Genomic DNA, 18,803 nt, shown 5'->3' with positions numbered 1-18,803 from the left:
TCCCAGCATGTACCGAAATTCCCGTGTGATTCGGGCATCGTCCTGGGAGGGCGTCCGTGCCGAAGCTCCGTTCCGTCGTCGCCGTGGCCGCCGTGCTGGCCGCCGCGATCCTGTTCGCCCCGGGCGCGCAGGCCGCCCCGGTCGGCCAGGGGTTCACCGTCACCGCGGCCGACCTGGCCTACATCCTCAAGCAGATCCGGATCGCCGAGGCGCACGTCGCGAACACCACCAGTGCGACCGGCCCGTGCGGCGCCCTCGCGATCGGGCCGGCGCAGCCGTTCGGCCTGCGGACCGTCGACGGCTCGTGCAACCACCTCGGCGCCGGTCAGGCCACGTTCGGCGCGGCCGATCAGGCGTTCCCGCGGCTCGTCCCGGCGCAGACGCGGCCCGCCTACACCGGGCGCAACGCGACCGACGCCGAACCCCGGCTGATCAGCAACCTGATCGCCGACCAGAGCGTGCACAACCCGGCCGCGGTCGCGGCGGCGCGCGGCGACGACCCGGCGAACGGCATTCCGAACGTCACGCCCGACGCGGGGCTGTCCGCGCCGTACAACTCCTGGTTCACGCTCTTCGGGCAGTTCTTCGACCACGGCGTGGACCAGACGGTCAAGGGCGGCGGCACGGTGATCCTGCCGCTCGCGGCCGACGATCCGCTGGTGATCAGCGAGAACCTACCGGCGTCGCTGCGGTTCATGGTGCTGAGCCGGGCGTCGGCCGGGAACACCGTCACGCCCTATGCCGACAACTCCCAGACCTACACGTCGCACCCGGCCCACCAGGTCTTTCTCCGCGAGTACGACGACCGCGGGCGCGACACCGGCCGCCTGCTCACCGGCGCCGCGGGCGGCCTGCCGACCTGGGCCGACGTGAAGCGCCGGAGCAGCGGCACGCTCGGGCTGGAGCTGACCGACGCCGACGCGCTGAACGTGCCGGTGGTCCTCGCCGACACGTACGGCAATTACGTCCCCGGTCCGGCGAGGAGCCTTCCGCAGTACGTCACCAGCACCGGCCTGGTCGAGGGCGACACGTCCGCGCCGGTCGCCGTGCCGTCGGACGTGCTGCGCGTCGGTACCCCGTTCCTGTCCGACGTCGCCCATGCCGCCGACCCGTCCCGGCCCGGTTACGACGCTGGCCTGCTGGGCCGGCACTACGTGGCCGGGGATGCCCGGGTCAACGAGAACATCGGGCTGACCGCGATTCATCAGATCTTCCACTTCGAGCACAACCGGCTGGTCGGCGACATCCGGCGGATCGTCGGCGACTCCACCGACTGGACCGGGACCCGGATCTTCCAGGCCGCCCGGTTCATCGACGAGATGGAGTACCAGCACCTCGTCTTCGAGGAGTTCGCCCGCAAGATCCAGCCGGCGATCGAACCGTTCGCCGCCTACCAGCAGGAGATCAACCCGGCGATCTACGCGGAGTTCGCGCACGCCGTCTACCGCTTCGGGCACTCGATGCTGACCGAGACGATCGCCCGGACCAGCATCGACTCCCTTCCGCTGCTCGACGGGTTCCTCAACCCGGACGCGTTCACCGACGGCGGCACGCTCGGCCCCGAACAGGCCGCCGGGGAAATCGTGACCGGGATGTCCGGGCAGGCCGGCAACGAGATCGACGAGTTCGTGACCGACACCCTGCGCAACCGGCTGCTCGGACTGCCGAACGACCTGGCCGCGATCAACATCGCGCGGGGGCGGTCCGAAGGGGTGCCGCCGCTGAACGCGTTCCGCCGCGGGGTGCGGCTCACGCCGTACCTGAACTGGGTCGACTTCGGTGAACACCTGAGGCACCCGGAATCCTTGGTCAACTTCATTGCCGCGTACGGCACGGACCCGTCCCTGCGGTCCGCGACCACGGTCACCGCGAAGCGCGCGGCCGCGCAGGCGCTGATGGACTCGCCGGACTTCCTCTACGCGCCGGCCGCCGAGTCCGGGCTCGACGACGTGGACCTGTGGATCGGCGGGCTGGCCGAGGCGGCCGAACCGTTCGGTGGCCTGCTCGGCAGCACCTTCGACCTCGTGTTCACCCGGCAGCTGACCGCGCTGCAGAACGGCGACCGCCTCTACTATTTGAACCGCACCCCCGGAATGAACCTGCGCAGCCAGCTCGAAGGCAACAGCTTCGCCGAACTGATCGAGCGCAACACCAGCGCCCAGGGCCTGCCGGCCGACGTCTTCGCCACCACCGACTGCGCCTACGACCTGACCCGGATCACGTACTCCGGCACCCGCGTCCTCGACGACCCGGCCTCGGCCTGCGACGAGTCGGCGATGCTGCTGCGCCAGCCCGACGGCACGATCAAGCAGCGCGGGCAGGCCACCGCGCAGGCCGTCTGGATCGGCGGCGAGGACCGGGACCGGATCAGCGCCGGCCGCGACGACGACAGCGTGTGGGGCGCCGAAGGCGACGACATCCTCGAAGGCGGCACCGGCGACGACGCGGTGACCGGCGGCGAAGGCGACGACATCCTGACCGATTCCGGCGGCGCCGACATGCTCCGCGGCGGCCCCGGCAACGACGCGATCGACGCCGGACCGGGCGCCGACGTGGCCCTCGGCGGCGACGACCAGGACTTCGTCGAAGCCGGGACCGGCGCCGACGACGTGTTCGGCGGCGAGGGCGACGACGTGGTGAGCGCCGGGGACGGCGCCGACACGGTTCTCGGCGACGCCGGCGACGACTGGGAGGAAGGCGGCGACGGGCCGGACGTCCTGCAGGGCGACAGCGGCAACCCGTACGTCCTCGACGACGCGAACCGGCCCGGGCCCGACGTGCTGATCGGGCAGGGCGGCGACGACGACTACGACCTGGAGGGCGGCGACGACATCGGCGTCCAGGGACCGGGCGTCGACCGCTACGACGGCGGATCCGGCTACGACTGGTCGATCGCGTCCGAGAACGGTCAGGGCGGTGACGACCAGCCGATGGACGCCGACCTGGCCCGGCTCCCGGTGACCGGGACGGCGGGCGAGACCATGGACCGCTACCGCGAGGTCGAGGCACTCTCCGGCGGCCCGCACGACGACACGCTGCGCGGCGACGACCTCGACCCGGCCACCGGCGGACGGATGGGCTGCGACGCCCTGGACGCCGCCGGGATCGCCCGGATCGCTGGACTCGACCAGGTGGTGACGTCGCTGGCGACACCGGTCACCGCGGTCGCCAACAACACCGGGCGCGACTGTGACCTGCACGGGAACGTGTGGGGCGCGGGCAACGTGCTGCTCGGCGGGCCGGGCGACGACACGCTCCAGGGTCGCGGCGGCGACGACGTCATCGACGGCGACCGCTACCTGACCGTCCGCCTCGGCGCCCGCTCGGCCGCCGGCGACGAGATCCGGTCCGTGTCCTCCGCCGAGATCGAGACCGACGTTCTCGCCGGCAAGATCAAAGACCTTCATCCGGTACGGGCGATAGCGGTCTCGTCGTCACGGGACGTCGACACGGCGGTGTTCTCGGGGACGCGGTCGGCGTACACGATCGCGCAGATCAGCGGGGGAGTGCTGGTCAGCGGGCCGGACGGCGTGGACACGGTCCGGAATGTCGAACTCCTGAAGTTCGACGACCGGACCGTCGACATCTCCACCCCGCCGACCACACCCACCGCCCCTCCCACGACCACCACTCCCACGACCACCCCTCCCACGACTGCGGCTCCTACGACTGCGGCTCCTGCGACTGCGGCTCCTACGACCGCCATTCCCACGACTGCGGCTCCTGGGACCGCCCCTACGGGCACTGTGCCGACCCGCCCGGCCGTTCCGGTGGCTCCGGAAGCGCCGGTGATCGGCCACGCCACGGCCGGCGATGCGAGCGCGATCGTTCGATGGACAGCTCCCGGCAATGACGGCGGAAGCCCGATTTATGGCTACGAAGTGCAGGTGCTCGACGACGAAACCGGCATCGTCGTCGGAGTCGACGCAACCGGCCCGGACGCCACCGAGCTCACCATGACCGACCTCACCAACGGCCGCCCGTATTCGTTCTGGATCCGCGCCGTGAACGCCGCCGGTGCCAGCGAGTTCTCCACGATCTCCAACCGCGTGATCCCCGCCGCCACCATCCCGTCGCCGTCCCCCACCCCACCGTCCCCGGGTTCCGGCAAGCCGGGGACGACTCCCGGCCTTCCAACCGGCTCTCCCACCACCTCACCGACCACTCCTTCGACGTCGCCCACTTCTCCTTCGACGTCGCCCACTTCTCCGACCACGCCGCCCTCGACTCCGACGACTCCGCCGGTGGTCCGGCGCGCGACCCCGTCAGTTCCACGGGCGCTCACTGTCACCCCCGGCCCTGCCGAAGGAGTCCGGACGGCCGCCCTCCGCTGGACTGCCCCCGCCGCCGACGGAGGCGCCCCGATCACCGGCTACCGGCTGACAATCGAGCGCCTGACCAGCAAGGGAACCCCGACAGGCAAACCCGTGGTGATCACTTTCCCGGCGTCGGCGCGCACGGCGACGTTCACCGCACCCCGTGGTATGGCCGCCGGAACCCGCTACCGCTTCACCCTGCGCGCGGTCAACGCGGTAGGCGCCGGTCCCGCCCGTGTCGCCACCGGAACCGTCCGTTAGCGCAACCGTCCGTCAGCGCAACCGGAACCCGGCCGACCGGAACATGGCCGACCGGAACGCGGCCGACCGGAACGTGACCGGTCGGAAAGGGCTGGTCGGAAAGGGCTGGTCGGAAAGGGGCGGGCCGGAAGCCGGCCGGTCGCACGGCCGCCGCCCGGGAGGCAGCCGGACCGAAGGAAGGCCTGATCGGATGGCCGCCCGGCCGCTTGATCATCCGGCGGGGTGGTCCCGGCGAGGCACGTCGCTCGCCGGGACCACCCCCGTCACCCATCGATGACGGCGACTAGCCTGCGCTCATGGCACTGCGACCCGATGAGTTCCACGAGCACGCGCTCGCCGCGACCGACGCCGACCGGCGGCTGCCGCTGTCCCGGATGACGATGTGGGAGATCAGCCCGTTCGAGCAGGAGGGGCTGCGCACCACCCCGCTGCGACCGCCGGTCCTGCCGGAGCCGCCCCGGCACGGCGAGGACCCGTCGGAGTGCTCGGCCTGCGGGAAGCGTGACGAGGGCATCTGGCTGGACGACCACTGGCGGCTGATCCGGATCGCCGAGCGCGGGGTGCCGCTGGTCCTGATGCTGCTCCCGCGGGACCACCACGACCTGGCGGATCTGCCCGACGCGCTGGCCGCCGAGATGGGCGTGCTCACCAAACACCTCACCGGTCACGTGCAGGCGTTGCCGCATGTCGCCCGGGCGCACGTCTACCGTTTCGGGGACGGTGGCGCGCACCTGCATCTCTGGTTCTTCGGGCGTCCCGAGGGGCAGGGACAGTTCTGGGGTTCGTGGCTGCCGGTCTGGGACGACCTGCTTCCCGTCTACCCCGACGACGTTGCCGCCGCCGACGCCGCTACGGTCGCCGAAGCGCTGGCCATCTCCTACGGCGGCCGGGCAGTCCCGTCCCCGTAGACCGGCCCGCGGCCGGAGCCCATCCGGCCAGAGCCCATCCGGCCAGAGCCCATCCGGCCAGAGCCCATCCGGCCAGAGCCCATCCGGCCAGAGCCCATCCGGCCAGAGCCCACCCTCCCAAAGGGGGGAGCCACCACCACCGTCCATTGTCCCGGAACCGCCCAAGATCACGCGGCTGCCCTGTGGACGGCGTGACGCTGTGGATGCCCCGCGCGGGAGCCGGAATCGTGGTATCGGGAGTGCCGGACCGTACGGGAAAAGGAGAACGCGCCGGCCAGGAACTTCCCTGGCCGGCGCGCTGGTGGATCGGATCTACTCCGGGACGCGGCGGTAAGCGCCGTCGCTCGCGCTGGTGGCCATCGACGCGTAGGCGCGCAGCGCCGCGGAGACGGGGCGCTGACGGTCGGCCGGGGTGTACGGCTTCGGCCGCCGCTCCTGTTCGTGCCGCCGCTGGGCCAGCACGTCGTCGTGGACGTTGAGCGTGATGCTGCGGCCGGGGATGTCGATGGTGATCTCGTCACCGGTCTCGACCAGGGCGATCAGGCCACCGCCGGCCGCTTCGGGGGAGACGTGGCCGATGGACAGCCCGCTGGTGCCGCCGGAGAACCGCCCGTCGGTGATCAGCGCACACGCCTTGCCCAGGCCACGGCCCTTGAGGAACGAGGTCGGGTAGAGCATTTCCTGCATGCCCGGCCCGCCCTTCGGACCCTCGTAGCGGATGATCACGACGTCGCCCTCGACGACCTCTTTGCCGAGGATGCCGGTGACCGCGTCGTCCTGCGACTCGTAGACGCGGGCCGGGCCGGTGAACTTCCAGATCGACTCGTCGACGCCGGCGGTCTTGACGACGCACCCGTCCGGCGCGAGGTTGCCGAAGAGGATCGCCAGACCCCCGTCGACGGTGTACGCGTGCTCGACCGACCGGATGCAGCCGCCCTCGGCGTCGGTGTCGAGCTTGGCCCAGCGGTTCTGCGTGGAGAACGCCTGGGTGGTGCGGACCCCGCCGGGCGCGGCGTGGAACAGCTCCAGTGCTTCCGCCGACGGCGACTCGCCGCGGATGTCCCACTTGTCGAGCCACTCGGACAGGGAGGGGGAGTGCACGGCCCGCACGTCGGTCTTCAGCGCGCCGCCGCGGTGCAGCTCGCCGAGCAGCGCGGGGATGCCGCCGGCCCGGTGCACGTCCTCCATGTGGTACTTCGGGCTGTTCGGCGCGACCTTGGCCAGGCACGGGACCCGGCGGGAGATGGCGTCGATGTCCGACACGCTGAAGTCGAGTTCCGCCTCGCGGGCCGCGGCCAGCAGGTGCAGCACCGTGTTGGTGGAGCCGCCCATCGCCACGTCCAGCGCGACCGCGTTCTCGAACGCGCTCAGGTTGGCGATCGAGCGGGGGAGGACCGACTCGTCGTTCTTCTCGTAGTAGTCCTTGGCGATCTCGACGATCAGCCGGCCGGCCTCCTCGAAGAGCGCCTTGCGGGAGGCGTGCGTGGCCAGCGTCGAGCCGTTGCCCGGCAGTGACAGGCCGATCGCCTCGGTCAGGCAGTTCATCGAGTTGGCGGTGAACATGCCGGAGCACGAGCCGCAGGTCGGGCAGGCCGAGCGCTCGATGGTGTCGAGCTGGGCGTCGGTGACGTTGTCGTTGGCGGCGGCGCTCATCGCGTCGACCAGGTCGAGCTTCTCGTGGACGATGCCCTCGATGGCGACCGTCTTGCCGGCCTCCATCGGGCCGCCGGAGACGAAGACCGTCGGGATGTTGAGCCGCAGCGCGGCGATCAGCATGCCGGGGGTGATCTTGTCGCAGTTCGAGATGCAGACCAGGGCGTCGGCGCAGTGCGCGTTCACCATGTACTCCACCGCGTCGGCGATCAGCTCGCGGCTGGGCAGCGAGTAGAGCATGCCGCCGTGGCCCATCGCGATGCCGTCGTCGACCGCGATCGTGTTGAACTCGCGCCCGACGCCGCCGGCCGCGGCGATCGAGTCGGCGACCAGGCCGCCGAGGTCCTTGAGGTGCACATGCCCCGGTACGAACTGGGTGTAGCTGTTGGCGATGGCGACGATCGGCTTGCCGAAGTCGTCGTCTGTCATGCCGGTGGCCCGCCACAGGGCGCGGGCGCCGGCCATCGTTCGACCGTGGGTCGAGGTCCGGGAGCGCAGCTCAGGCATTTCCCCATAGTGCCACCGGCCAGGACGTCGATGGCCAGTGACGTCCACAGCGCGGGACGCCTCACAGCCGGGGGAGCCTTTCCCTATCGATGAAGATCCGGCAGAGTGTGTGCGTGCACTCACCGTCCGGTATGGAGCTTGCGGGCCTGGCCGGCCTGCTCGCCGCGGTCCCGGCGGTCGCGCTGCTCGGGCGCTCGGGTCGCCGGCACACCGGCGTGGCCCGCCGGGCTCATCTGCTGCTCGCCGCCGGTGGGGCGCTGGTCACCGGGGCGGCCCTGGCCGGTCTGGCCACCGCGCTGCTCACTGCCCACCACGACGGCGGGTCCGGCGGCAAGACGCTTGCGACGCTGATGGCGATCGGTATGGCGTCCGGCACACTCACGCTGCTGGCCGGTACGGTCGCCCTGCCCGGGGCCGCCCGCGGGCCGGCCGCCGCGCTCCGGCACGTCCTCGACGGGCTGGTCATCGCCGCGTCGGTCTGGTTCGTCGGGTGGGTGCTGGTGGCGCGGCCCACACATCTGCTCGGCGGGGCCACGCCGTACCGGTGCGCCGCGGTGATCCTGCCCGCGGTGCTGGCCGTGATCGCGCTGGGCCTGACCGGTGTGCTGGCGTTGCACGCGCACCGGCCGCGGCGGCACACCGTCCGGGTCGGTCTCGGGGTGAGCCTGACCGCGATCGCGTCGGCCGGGGTGTCCAGCGGCATCTGCCGGCGCGGGGACGAGCAGGTGCTGACGTCGGTGCTGCTGCTCAGCGCCGGGCTGATCCTGGTGGCGTGGGCGGTGCGGGCCGCCGACCGCCCGGTCCGGGTCACCGGCGACGTGCTGGAGCGCGGCGGGGCGTACGCGGTGGTTCCGATGCTCCTGGTGGTCGCCGCGCTGGGATATCACCTGTCGCGCGGCGGCACCCTGGACGTGTACGGGTATTTCGGGATCAGCGTGGAGGGCCTCGCCCTGGTCGCCCGGCAGTACCTCGCGCTCGACGACGTCCGGCGCTACACCGTCCAGTTGCGCCAGCGCGAGAAGCACTTCCGCGACCTGGCCCACACCGATCCGCTCACCGGGCTGGCCAACCGTCGCGGTCTCCAGCTGGCGCTGCGGGAGGCCGGCGAGACGCAGAAGGCGCTGATCGGCATCGACATGGACGGGTTCAAGACCGTCAACGACCTGCGCGGGCACGACGTCGGTGACGCGGTGCTGGCCGAGGTCGGCGCCCGCCTGTCGCGGAATCTGCTGGACGGCGACGTGGCGGCCCGGCTCGGCGGCGACGAGTTCGCGGTGCTGATGCACGGTGACGCCGAGGAGGCCGTGCTCGCGGCGCACCGGCTGCTCGCGGTGCTCGGCGAGCCCTACGAGGTGGACGGCGGTCAGATCTACCTCTCCGCCAGTGTCGGCGTGGCCTCCACCGGTGAGCTGTTGCACGATGCCGACCTGGCGTTGCGTTACGCCAAGCAGCGCGGCAAGAACCGGGTCGAGCGCTACCAGGCCGGGTATGACGAGCTGCTGCGCCGCCGTGGCACGCTGACCGGCGAGCTGCGGCACGCGATCGACCGGGACCAGCTGCGCCTGGTGTTCCAGCCGGTGGTGGCGCTCCCGTCGATGCGGCCGGTGGGCGCCGAGGCGCTGCTCCGCTGGACCCACCCGGAGCTGGGGGCGGTCCGGCCGGACGAGTTCATCCCGGTCGCCGAGGAGTCCGGGCTGATCAACCGCATCGGCGCCTGGGTGCTGGAGAACGCGTGCCGCCAGCTCGCCGACTGGCTGGCCGACGGTCACGACATCTGGATGTCGGTGAACCTGTCGCCGAAGGAGCTGCACAACGCCGACTACGCCGCGCAGGTCGCCGACATCCTGGCCGAGCTGGGTGTCCCGCCGCAGCGGCTGGTGCTGGAGGTGACCGAGCACGCGGTCGCCACCGACATGGAGGAGCTGGTCCGGCGGCTGGCCGAGCTGCGCGAGACCGGGGTGCGGATCGCGCTGGACGATTTCGGCGCCGGCTATTCGTCGCTCACCCAGCTGCGCACTCTTCCGGTGGACATTCTCAAGATCGATCACGCGCTGGTGGCCGAGCCGGAGTCGCGGACCGGCACCGCCGCGCCGCTGGTCGACGTGGTGGTCCGGCTCGGGCACCGGCTCGGGCTGGAGGTGCTGGCCGAGGGGATCGGCACGCCGGCCCAGCGCGAGGTGGTCGAGGAGGCCGGTTGCCGGCTCGGCCAGGGCTCGTTGTTCGGGTGGGGAGTGCCGGCCGAGCACTTCGAGTCGCGCCTGGAATCGCTGCGCCCGGTCGGCCCGCGACCGCTTCCCGCGGTGCGTTCGGGACCGCCGGCGAACGCGCCGGCGCGCAGCCAGGTGGTACGCCTCGGTCCCGGAATGCGGCAGCTCAGAGCGTTGTTGCCGACCGATCCGGAATTCCTGGCGCCGGCCGTTGATCAAAATGTGGGATCAGTTGACTCAGGCCGTGAGATGGGGCAAGGTTAGCCGCATGTGCTTCGCGTCCCGAGTACTTATCTGAGCGCACCGCTCCTCACCGAGGAGGGTGCGCTAGGTCCCGTGCATTCGCACGTGGGCCTTTTTTGTTGCTCGAGTGCCGGACGCCTCACCGAAAAGGTCTGAACTGCCATGACGAGACCCACGCCTGAATCACTTGCCCATCGAGCCACTCCGGCCACCGTCGCGGCGGCCGTGAACACCGCACCGGCCGTCACGACTCCGGTAGCCACCACGGGCGCCGGCGCGCTCGTCCGGTCGCTCGAGGCGCTCGGCGTTGAGGTCGTGTTCGGCATTCCCGGGGGGACCATCCTCCCGGCGTACGACCCGCTGTTCGACTCGAAGGTCCGGCACATCCTGGTCCGGCACGAGCAGGGCGCGGGGCACGCCGCCACCGGGTACGCGCAGGCCACCGGCAAGGTCGGGGTCTGCATGGCGACCAGTGGCCCGGGCGCGACGAACCTGGTCACCGCGATCGCCGACGCGTACATGGACTCGGTGCCGATCGTCGCGATCACCGGTCAGGTGTCGCGGGCGGCGATCGGGACGGACGCCTTCCAGGAGGCGGACATCCAGGGCATCACGCTGCCCATCACCAAGCACAACTTCCTGGTCCAGACGCCGGAGGAACTGCCCCGGATCATGGCCGAGGCGTTCCACCTGGCGGCCACCGGCCGGCCCGGCCCGGTCCTGGTCGACATCCCCAAGGACGTGCAGCAGGCGCAGACCACGTTCGCCTGGCCGCCGACCCTGGACCTGCCCGGCTACCGCCCGACCCTGCACCCGCACGGCAAGCAGATCCGGGAGGCGGCCCGGCTGATCGCGGCGGCCAAGCGCCCGGTGCTGTACGTCGGTGGCGGCGTGCTGAAGGCCGGCGCCACCGAGGGGCTGCGCAAGCTGGCCGAGCTGACCGGCATCCCGGTGGTCACCACGCTGATGGCGCTCGGCGCGTTCCCCGACTCGCACCCGCAGCACCTGGGCATGCCCGGCATGCACGGCACCGTCCCGGCGGTCTACGCGCTGCAGAAGTCGGACCTGCTGATCACCCTCGGCGCCCGGTTCGACGACCGGGTCACCGGCCAGCTGGACTCGTTCGCGCCGGACGCCAAGATCGTGCACGCCGACATCGACCCGGCCGAGATCGGCAAGAACCGGCACGCGGACGTCCCGATCGTCGGCGACGCCCGGCACGTGATCGACGAGCTGATCGCCGCGGTCTCCGCGACCGCCGCCGGCGCCGACCAGTACGCACCCTGGTGGAACACGCTGAACGACCTGCGCGAGCGGTACCCGCTGGGCTACGAGGAGCCGACCGACGGCACCCTCGCCCCGCAGTACGTGATCGAGCGGATCGGTGAGCTGGTCGGCCCGGACGCGATCTACTGCGCCGGTGTCGGTCAGCACCAGATGTGGGCCTCGCAGTTCATCAAGTACGAGAAGCCGGGCACCTGGCTCAACTCCGGCGGCGCCGGAACCATGGGGTACGCCGTCCCGGCGGCCATGGGCGCGAAGGTCGGCCGGCCGGACGTCCAGGTCTGGGCGGTCGACGGCGACGGCTGCTTCCAGATGACCAACCAGGAGCTGGCCACCTGCGCGCTGGAGGGCATCCCGGTCAAGATCGCCGTCATCAACAACGGCAACCTGGGCATGGTCCGGCAGTGGCAGACCCTGTTCTACGACGGCCGGTACTCCAACACCGAGCTGGGCACGCACAAGCACCGGATCCCGGACTTCGTGAAGCTGGCCGAGGCGCTCGGCTGCGTCGGCCTGCGTTGCGAGTCGAAGGACGACGTCGACAAGGTCATCAAGCAGGCCATGGAGATCAACGACGCGCCGGTGGTCATCGACTTCACGGTCGGCAAGGACGCCATGGTGTGGCCGATGGTCGCGGCCGGCACCAGCAACGACGAGATCATGTTCGCCCGGGACGTGCGCCCCGCCTTCGAAGAGGACGACCTTTAGTCATGACCAACTGCACCGAGCGGCCGCAAGCCGCACCTGACGACGATCTCGCAGGCGAGGGCCGGGCGGGCATGACCGAGGAGGCACAGTGACCACCAAGCACACGCTGAGCGTGCTGGTCGAGAACAAGCCCGGTGTGCTCGCCCGGGTCAGCGGGCTGTTCTCGCGGCGCAGCTTCAACATCGACTCCTTGGCGGTCGGCGAGACGGAGAACCCGGACGTCAGCCGCATCACGATCGTGGTCGACGCCGAGTCGTCCCCGCTCGAACAGGTCACCAAGCAGCTCAACAAGCTGGTGAACGTCCTGAAGATCGTGGAGCTGGATCCGGCGCAGTCGGTCCAGCGTGAACTCCTTCTGGTCAAGGTGCGCGCCGACCGGGCGCAGCGTGGCCAGGTGCTGGAGACCGTCGAGTTGTTCCGGGCGCGAGTGATCGACGTCGCTCCGGACACCCTGACGATCGAGGCCACCGGCAACCCCGACAAACTGGATGCGCTGCTGCGCGACCTCGAGCCGTACGGCATCAAGGAGATGGTCCAGTCGGGCCTGGTCGCCATCGGCCGTGGCTCTCGTTCCATCACCACCGGCCCGGCGCTCCGCGCCGCCTAGAAAGCCCGTCCAACCACCCCGGCTGCCACCCTGAACGGATGAGAAGCCGACCTTGAAAGGTTTGTAATGACCGCCGAAGTTTTCTATGACGACGACGCCGACCTGTCGATCATCCAGGGCAAGAAGGTGGCCGTCATCGGCTACGGCAGCCAGGGCCACGCCCACTCGCTGTCGCTGCGTGACTCGGGCGTCGAGGTCGTGGTCGGCCTGCAGGAGGGCTCCAAGAGCCGTCCGAAGGCCGAGGAGCAGGGCCTGACCGTGAAGACCCCGGCCGAGGCGTCGGCCTGGGCCGACGTGATCATGGTGCTGGCGCCGGACACCGCCCAGCGCAAGATCTACGCCGAGTCGATCGCCCCCCACCTGTCCGCCGGCAAGGCGCTGTTCTTCGGCCACGGCCTGAACATCCGCTTCGAGCTGATCAAGCCCCCGGCCGACGTGACCGTGGCGATGGTCGCCCCGAAGGGCCCCGGCCACCTGGTCCGCCGGCAGTACGTGGACGGCAAGGGCGTGCCCGCCCTGATCGCGGTCGAGCAGGACCCGGACGGCAACGGTCAGGCGCTCGCCCTGTCGTACGCGAAGGCGATCGGCGGCACCCGCGCCGGCGTCATCAAGACGACGTTCAAGGAGGAGACCGAGACCGATCTCTTCGGCGAGCAGGCCGTTCTCTGCGGCGGTACCTCGGCGCTGGTCCAGACCGGTTTCGAGGTGCTCACCGAGGCCGGTTACGCCCCGGAGATCGCGTACTTCGAGTGCCTTCACGAGCTGAAGCTGATCGTCGACCTGATGTATGAGGGCGGCATTTCCCGGATGCGCTACAGCGTCTCGGACACCGCCGAGTTCGGCGACTACGTCTCCGGCCCTCGCGTCATCAACGCGGAGACCAAGCAGGAGATGAAGCGGATCCTCGCCGACATCCAGTCCGGCGAGTTCACCCGCCGCCTGATCGCCGACGACGAGAACGGCGGCGCCGAGCTCAAGAAGTTCCGTGAGCAGGGCGCCGAGCACCCGATCGAGGTCACCGGCAAGAAGCTGCGCGGCATGATGAGCTGGGTCGACCGCCCGATCACCGAAACCGCATAGTTCGGTGGAAAAGCGCCCGGTCGATTCCGGCCGGGCGCTTTTTCATGCCCGCATTCAAGATCAGGGAATTCATCCACGCCGGCCCGGCGTGGTCCAGGCCGCATGCTCCCGCCCGGCCCGTTCACTGTCCGTGGGTGGTTCCGGAGATCAAGACCGGACGCGGCCCGGACCCCGTCGTGAGTGAACTGAACTCGCGCGCGACAACGTCCGTACCATTTGAGTCCGTCAATGCCGACGAACCCGGATGGAGAGTCCATGACTTGCGTCGTCCTGGTAACCGAGGAATTGGCGCCCGCCGCGATCGATGTGCTCACCACGGACTTCGAGGTCCGCACGGTGGACGGCACCGACCGGCCCGCGCTGCTGAACGCCCTGACCGAGGCCGAGGCGGTGATCGTCCGGAGTGCCACCCGGATCGACGCCGAGGCCCTGAGCTCCGCCCCTCACCTGCGCGTCGTGGCGCGGGCCGGGGTCGGGCTCGACAACGTCGACATCCCCGCGGCGACCGCGCGCGGGGTGCTGGTGGTGAACGCGCCCACCAGCAACATCATCTCGGCCGCGGAACAGGCGGTGGCGCTGCTGCTGGCCACCGCGCGGCACACCGCCGGCGCCAGCGCCGCGCTCAAGGCCGGCCGGTGGAGACGCTCGGCGTACACCGGTGTCGAAGTGCACGGCAAGACCGTCGGCGTGGTCGGTCTGGGTCGTATCGGCGTGCTCGTCGCCCAGCGGATGGCCGCCTTCGGGACGAACCTGATCGCGTACGACCCGTACGTGCAGCCGGCCCGCGCCGCCCAACTCGGCGTCCGGTTGGTCACCCTGGACGAGCTGATCCGGGAGAGCGACTTCATCTCGGTGCACCTGCCGCGTACCCCGGAGACGCTCGGCCTGATCGGCGAGAAGGAACTGGCCGTCGTCAAACCGGGCGTCCGCATCGTCAACGCCGCCCGTGGTGGCCTCGTCGACGAGCGTGCGCTGGCCGCCGCGATCGCCGACGGCCGGGTCGCCGGGGCCGGGCTGGACGTCTTCGAGACCGAACCGCTGACCGACTCGCCGCTGTTCGCCTTCGACACCGTGACGGTGACCCCGCATTTGGGCGCGTCGACGGTCGAGGCGCAGGACAAGGCCGGGCTGGCCGTGGCGCGCAGTGTGCGGCAGGCGTTGCGCGGCGAGTTCGTGCCCGAGGCGGTCAACGTGCGGGCCGGCGGGGCGGTGGACGAGGACGTACGGCCGCTGCTGCCGTTGGCGGAGAAGCTCGGGCGTGTGTTCACCGCGGTCGCCGGTGGGGTCGCCGCCCGCATCACCGTCGAGGTCCGCGGTGAGGTCGCCACCCACGACGTCGGCGTGCTCGGCCTGGCCACGACGAAGGGGCTGTTCACCTCGGTCGTGGAGGAGCGGGTCACCTACGTGAACGCGCCGCAACTGGCCGCCGGCCGGGGTGTCGCGGTGGAGCTGGCGACGTCGGAGGACGCCGGCGAGCACGAGAGCCTGATCGCGGTCCGCGGCGCGCTCGCCGACGGGCGCACGATCTCGGTGGCCGGGGCCGGCGGGAAACTCGTCGAGGTCGACGGGTTCGAGCTGGACCTGCCGGCCGAAGGGGTGCTGCTGTTCTTCCGCTACCGGGACCGGCCCGGGGTGGTCGGGCGGATCGGCACGACGCTGGGCCGCGCCGGCGTGAACATCGCGGCGATGCAGGTGGCCCGGCGGGTGGCCGGCGGGGAGGCGCTGATGACGCTGACCGTCGACTCGTCGATCGACCCCGACCTGCTGGCCCGCGTCGCCGACGAGATCGGCTCGTCGAATTCGGCCGTCGTCGACCTGCGCGCCGACTGACCGCGTCGCGCCCGCCGACGTCGCGAGGCCCGAGAACGGCTAGGCGAAGCCGTGGTCGTTCTCGGGCCTCTCGACGTCGGCTGTCAGGGGCGCGAGGCCTGCGAGCCGGCGGCGACGCCGGTAGACACAGCTGGGTAGACCGTGCCGTCCTGAAGATCCAAGAGGTCCAGTTTCAGCTCGGCCGCCAGTCGCTCGATCGTCTCCAGCACCGCGTCCGGGCAGTTCTCGTCCAGGCGCATCTGGATGTGGTCGGCCGCGGCGTGCAGCGGCGAGCTGGCCCAGGGCGACCCGGGCGCCGTCGCGCGCGGCCCGCGATCGGGATAACTACTGGTCAGGGCATCGTAGAAGGCGACGACGCGCGGGTCGGCCGGACGTTGCGGGTGTACGCCCTCGGCACACCGGGCATTGGCGGCGCGCACCTCGTCCGGGGCCGTCGCGGGGTCCATCGCCCACACCACTAGGTCGAAACTCACCGGCGCATGGTGCCATCACCGAGGCGTCAGTTCACCGAACCCGTGGGCCGACACGCGGGGATGCGTCTTGCGCGTCTTTAGTCCGCATCGCTAGCGTTGGTCCCAGCCGCACGTTCTTGGGTGGACTCGTCTTCGGGTGACGGAGTTCGCCGGGGGTCGCGCGGTAAGAATTCGGCGGGACCGAGCCACGCGTACTCGTCGCAGCAGCCCCCGTGATCGTTTGCCGCGATCCGGGGGCTGTTCGTTTGTGGAGATGTTCCGCGCATCGGCCCGGCCGGCCGGAGGAATCGCCGGCCGAGAAGTAACAAGGTTCAAACTTTGAGACCGGCGTTCCGGGCTTCGGGAAGCCGCGTTACGGTGTGTGTTGTTCATCCGGACAGGGCAGGGGAGTCGAATCGTGAGCGTGGCGCGGATCGCGGTGGTGGCCGGCGACGGCATCGGAACCGAGGTGACCGCGCAGGCGCGCAAGGTGATCGACGCGGTTCTCCCCGGTGTCGACTACAACGAGTACGACCTGGGCGCCCGCCTCTACAACCGCACCGGCGAGGTCCTCCCGGCCTCGGTCCAGACCGAGCTGGCCGGCCACGACGCGATCCTGCTGGGCGCGATCGGTGACCCGAGCGTGCCGCCGGGCGTTCTCGAGCGCGGCCTGCTGCTGAAGCTCCGCTTCGACTTCGATCAGTATGTGAACCTGCGCCCGTCGAAGCTGTGGCCCGGCACCACCAGCCCGCTCGCCGGCGTCAAGCCCGGCGAGATCGACATGGTCGTGGTCCGCGAGGGCACCGAGGGTCTCTACGTCGGTGCCGGTGGCGTCCTGCACAAGGACACCCCGGCCGAGATCGCCACCGAGGAGAGCCTGAACACCCGGCACGGCGTCGAGCGGGTCATCCGGGACGCGTTCGACCGCGCCCAGCGCCGCGACCGCCGCCACGTGACCCTGGTCCACAAGACGAACGTGCTCACCCACGCCGGCAACCTGTGGTCGCGCACCTTCAACGCGGTCGCCGCCGAGTTCCCCGACGTGACCACGGAATACCAGCACATCGATGCGGCCAGCATGTTCATGGTCAGCAACCCGCAGCGCTTCGACGTGGTCGTCACCGACAACCTGTTCGGCGACATCCTCACCGACATCGCCGCCGCCGTCACCGGTGGCATCGGCATGGCCGCCAGCGGCTCGGTCAACCCGGAGCGCAGGTTCCCGTCGACCTTCGAGCCGGTCCACGGTTCCGCGCCGGACATCGCCGGCCAGGGCATCGCCGACCCCGCCGCGGCCATCCTCTCCGCGGCGCTGCTGCTGGAGCACCTGGGCAAGCACGCCGAGGCCGGGCGAGTAACCGAGGCGGTCGCGGCCGAGGTCGCGTCCCGCACGCCGGGCGCGCCGCTGCGTACCGCCGAGGTCGGCGACCGCGTCGCCGCCGCCGTCTGACCGACGGCCACGCCACTGCCATGATCGGCTACCGGTCGGTAGCCGTCTGACCGGCACATCGGTTCGGTTCACGAAGCCTCGGCGGTCGTTGTTTTAACGAGCGTTCGAGGTAGATTCATGGGCGCACCACGGGTGCCCCTCGCATGCTTATTTTCTGCCAGAAAGCAGGTCCCTTTGCCATGAGCGGTGGTGACAGCCTCGACTTCGAGATCCGTCCGAACCCGGCGCCCGTAACGGACGCCGAGCGTGCCGCGCTGCTGGCCAACCCCGGATTCGGCCGGATCTTCACGGACCACATGGTCACCGTGCGCTACGCCGACGGCAAGGGGTGGTATGAGCCCCGCGTCGAGGCGCGCGCGCCGATCCCGATGGATCCGGCCAGTGCCGTGCTGCACTACGCGCAGGAGATCTTCGAGGGCCTGAAGGCGTACACGCTGCCCGACGGCGGCGTCGCGATGTTCCGCCCCGAGGCGAACGCCGCCCGTTTCGCCCAGTCCGCTCAGCGGATGGCGATGCCGGCACTCCCCGAGGAGATCTTCCTCAAGTCGCTGCACGAGATCATCGCGATCGACCGGAAGTGGATCCCCGAGGGGGAGGACGGCAGCCTCTACCTGCGGCCGTTCGCCTACGCCAGCGAGGTCTTCCTCGGCGTGCGCCCCTCCCTGGAATACCTCTACCTGGTCATCGCGTCCCCGGTCGGGCCGTACTTCTCCGGTGGTGTCAAGCCGGTCTCGGTCTGGGTCACCCCGGACTACACCCGCGCGGCCCCCGGTGGCACCGGCGCGGCCAAGTGCGGCGGCAACTACGCGGCCGGCCTCTCCGCCCAGGCCGAGGCCATCGAGCACGGCTGCGACCAGGTCGTCTACCTGGACGCGGTGGAGCGCAAGTACATCGACGAGCTCGGCGGCATGAACGTGTTCCTCGTCCTCGACGACGGCACCCTGGTCACCCCGCCGCTGACCGGCACGATCCTGCCCGGCATCACCCGCGACTCGGTGATCAAACTGGCCGAGCGGGCCGGCCGCCGCGTCGAGGAACGCGCCATCAGCCTGCAGGAGTGGCGCGACGGCGCCGCCTCCGGCCGGGTCCGCGAGGCCTTCGCCTGCGGCACCGCCGCGGTGGTCACCCCGATCGGCACGATCCGGAGCCTGGACGGCGACTTCACCGTCGCCGACGGCGGCCCGGGCGAGGTCACGATGGGCCTGCGCAAGGAACTCGTCGACATCCAGCGCGGCCGCGCCGAGGACACGTTCGGCTGGGTCCACCGCGTCGCCTGACCCGTCTGAGCGGGAACGAT

11 protein-coding genes are annotated in these 18,803 nt (G+C 70.8%); 9 read left to right on the top strand and 2 right to left on the bottom strand.

Features of this window, described 5'->3' with window-relative positions:
* Positions 1 to 56 precede the first annotated feature (56 nt).
* The gene (locus tag ACH442_RS08875; protein ID WP_396337355.1) at positions 57 to 4,577 is read left to right on the top strand and encodes a peroxidase family protein; all 4,521 of its coding nucleotides are present in this window, start codon (positions 57 to 59) and stop codon (positions 4,575 to 4,577) included.
* 296 nt (positions 4,578 to 4,873) lie between these two features.
* Positions 4,874 to 5,485 (top strand): hypothetical protein, encoded by a 612-nt coding sequence (locus ACH442_RS08870; protein WP_396337354.1) that lies wholly within the window; start codon positions 4,874 to 4,876, stop codon positions 5,483 to 5,485.
* Positions 5,486 to 5,797: 312 nt separating this feature from the next.
* On the opposite strand, the gene ilvD is transcribed toward ACH442_RS08870, so the two are convergent.
* Positions 5,798 to 7,645 carry a dihydroxy-acid dehydratase gene (gene ilvD, locus ACH442_RS08865; RefSeq protein WP_396337353.1) on the bottom strand — a complete coding sequence of 616 codons (1,848 nt, stop codon included), beginning with the start codon at positions 7,643 to 7,645 and terminating at the stop codon, positions 5,798 to 5,800.
* Between the two features lie 89 nt (positions 7,646 to 7,734).
* Between ilvD and ACH442_RS08860 the strand changes: the two genes are divergently transcribed.
* The 5 genes from ACH442_RS08860 (at position 7,735) to serA (ending at position 15,604) form a co-directional block, all read left to right on the top strand.
* Positions 7,735 to 10,116, top strand: coding sequence for a putative bifunctional diguanylate cyclase/phosphodiesterase (locus tag ACH442_RS08860; protein ID WP_396337352.1), 2,382 nt, complete (start codon positions 7,735 to 7,737; stop codon positions 10,114 to 10,116).
* Between the two features lie 141 nt (positions 10,117 to 10,257).
* The gene (locus ACH442_RS08855; protein ID WP_396337351.1) at positions 10,258 to 12,087 is read left to right on the top strand and encodes an acetolactate synthase large subunit; all 1,830 of its coding nucleotides are present in this window, start codon (positions 10,258 to 10,260) and stop codon (positions 12,085 to 12,087) included.
* A gap of 88 nt (positions 12,088 to 12,175) precedes the next feature.
* Positions 12,176 to 12,694, top strand: coding sequence for an acetolactate synthase small subunit (gene ilvN, locus ACH442_RS08850; RefSeq protein WP_122980997.1), 519 nt, complete (start codon positions 12,176 to 12,178; stop codon positions 12,692 to 12,694).
* 66 nt (positions 12,695 to 12,760) lie between these two features.
* On the top strand, positions 12,761 to 13,774 hold the full coding sequence (gene ilvC, locus ACH442_RS08845) for a ketol-acid reductoisomerase (RefSeq protein WP_396337350.1): 1,014 nt from the start codon (positions 12,761 to 12,763) through the stop codon (positions 13,772 to 13,774).
* Positions 13,775 to 14,029: 255 nt separating this feature from the next.
* A complete protein-coding gene (serA, locus tag ACH442_RS08840) occupies positions 14,030 to 15,604 on the top strand; it encodes a phosphoglycerate dehydrogenase (protein ID WP_396337349.1) in 1,575 nt (524 codons plus the stop codon).
* An 83-nt stretch (positions 15,605 to 15,687) separates the two neighbouring features.
* Here serA and ACH442_RS08835 read toward each other — a convergent pair whose 3' ends face one another.
* Positions 15,688 to 16,050 carry a hypothetical protein gene (locus ACH442_RS08835; protein ID WP_396337605.1) on the bottom strand — a complete coding sequence of 121 codons (363 nt, stop codon included), beginning with the start codon at positions 16,048 to 16,050 and terminating at the stop codon, positions 15,688 to 15,690.
* 430 nt (positions 16,051 to 16,480) lie between these two features.
* On the opposite strand from ACH442_RS08835, the gene ACH442_RS08830 reads away from it, so the two are divergent.
* Positions 16,481 to 17,506 carry a 3-isopropylmalate dehydrogenase gene (locus ACH442_RS08830; RefSeq protein ID WP_396337604.1) on the top strand — a complete coding sequence of 342 codons (1,026 nt, stop codon included), beginning with the start codon at positions 16,481 to 16,483 and terminating at the stop codon, positions 17,504 to 17,506.
* Between the two features lie 179 nt (positions 17,507 to 17,685).
* Positions 17,686 to 18,783 carry a branched-chain amino acid aminotransferase gene (locus ACH442_RS08825; RefSeq protein ID WP_396337348.1) on the top strand — a complete coding sequence of 366 codons (1,098 nt, stop codon included), beginning with the start codon at positions 17,686 to 17,688 and terminating at the stop codon, positions 18,781 to 18,783.
* Positions 18,784 to 18,803: the final 20 nt, after the last annotated feature.

The sequence above is a fragment of the Actinoplanes sp. NPDC020271 genome (assembly GCF_044388125.1).
In the GTDB taxonomy this organism is placed as follows: domain Bacteria; phylum Actinomycetota; class Actinomycetes; order Mycobacteriales; family Micromonosporaceae; genus Actinoplanes.
The sequence above is the reverse complement of the archived record's forward strand: the minus strand, read 5'-3'. Positions and strand labels throughout refer to the sequence as shown.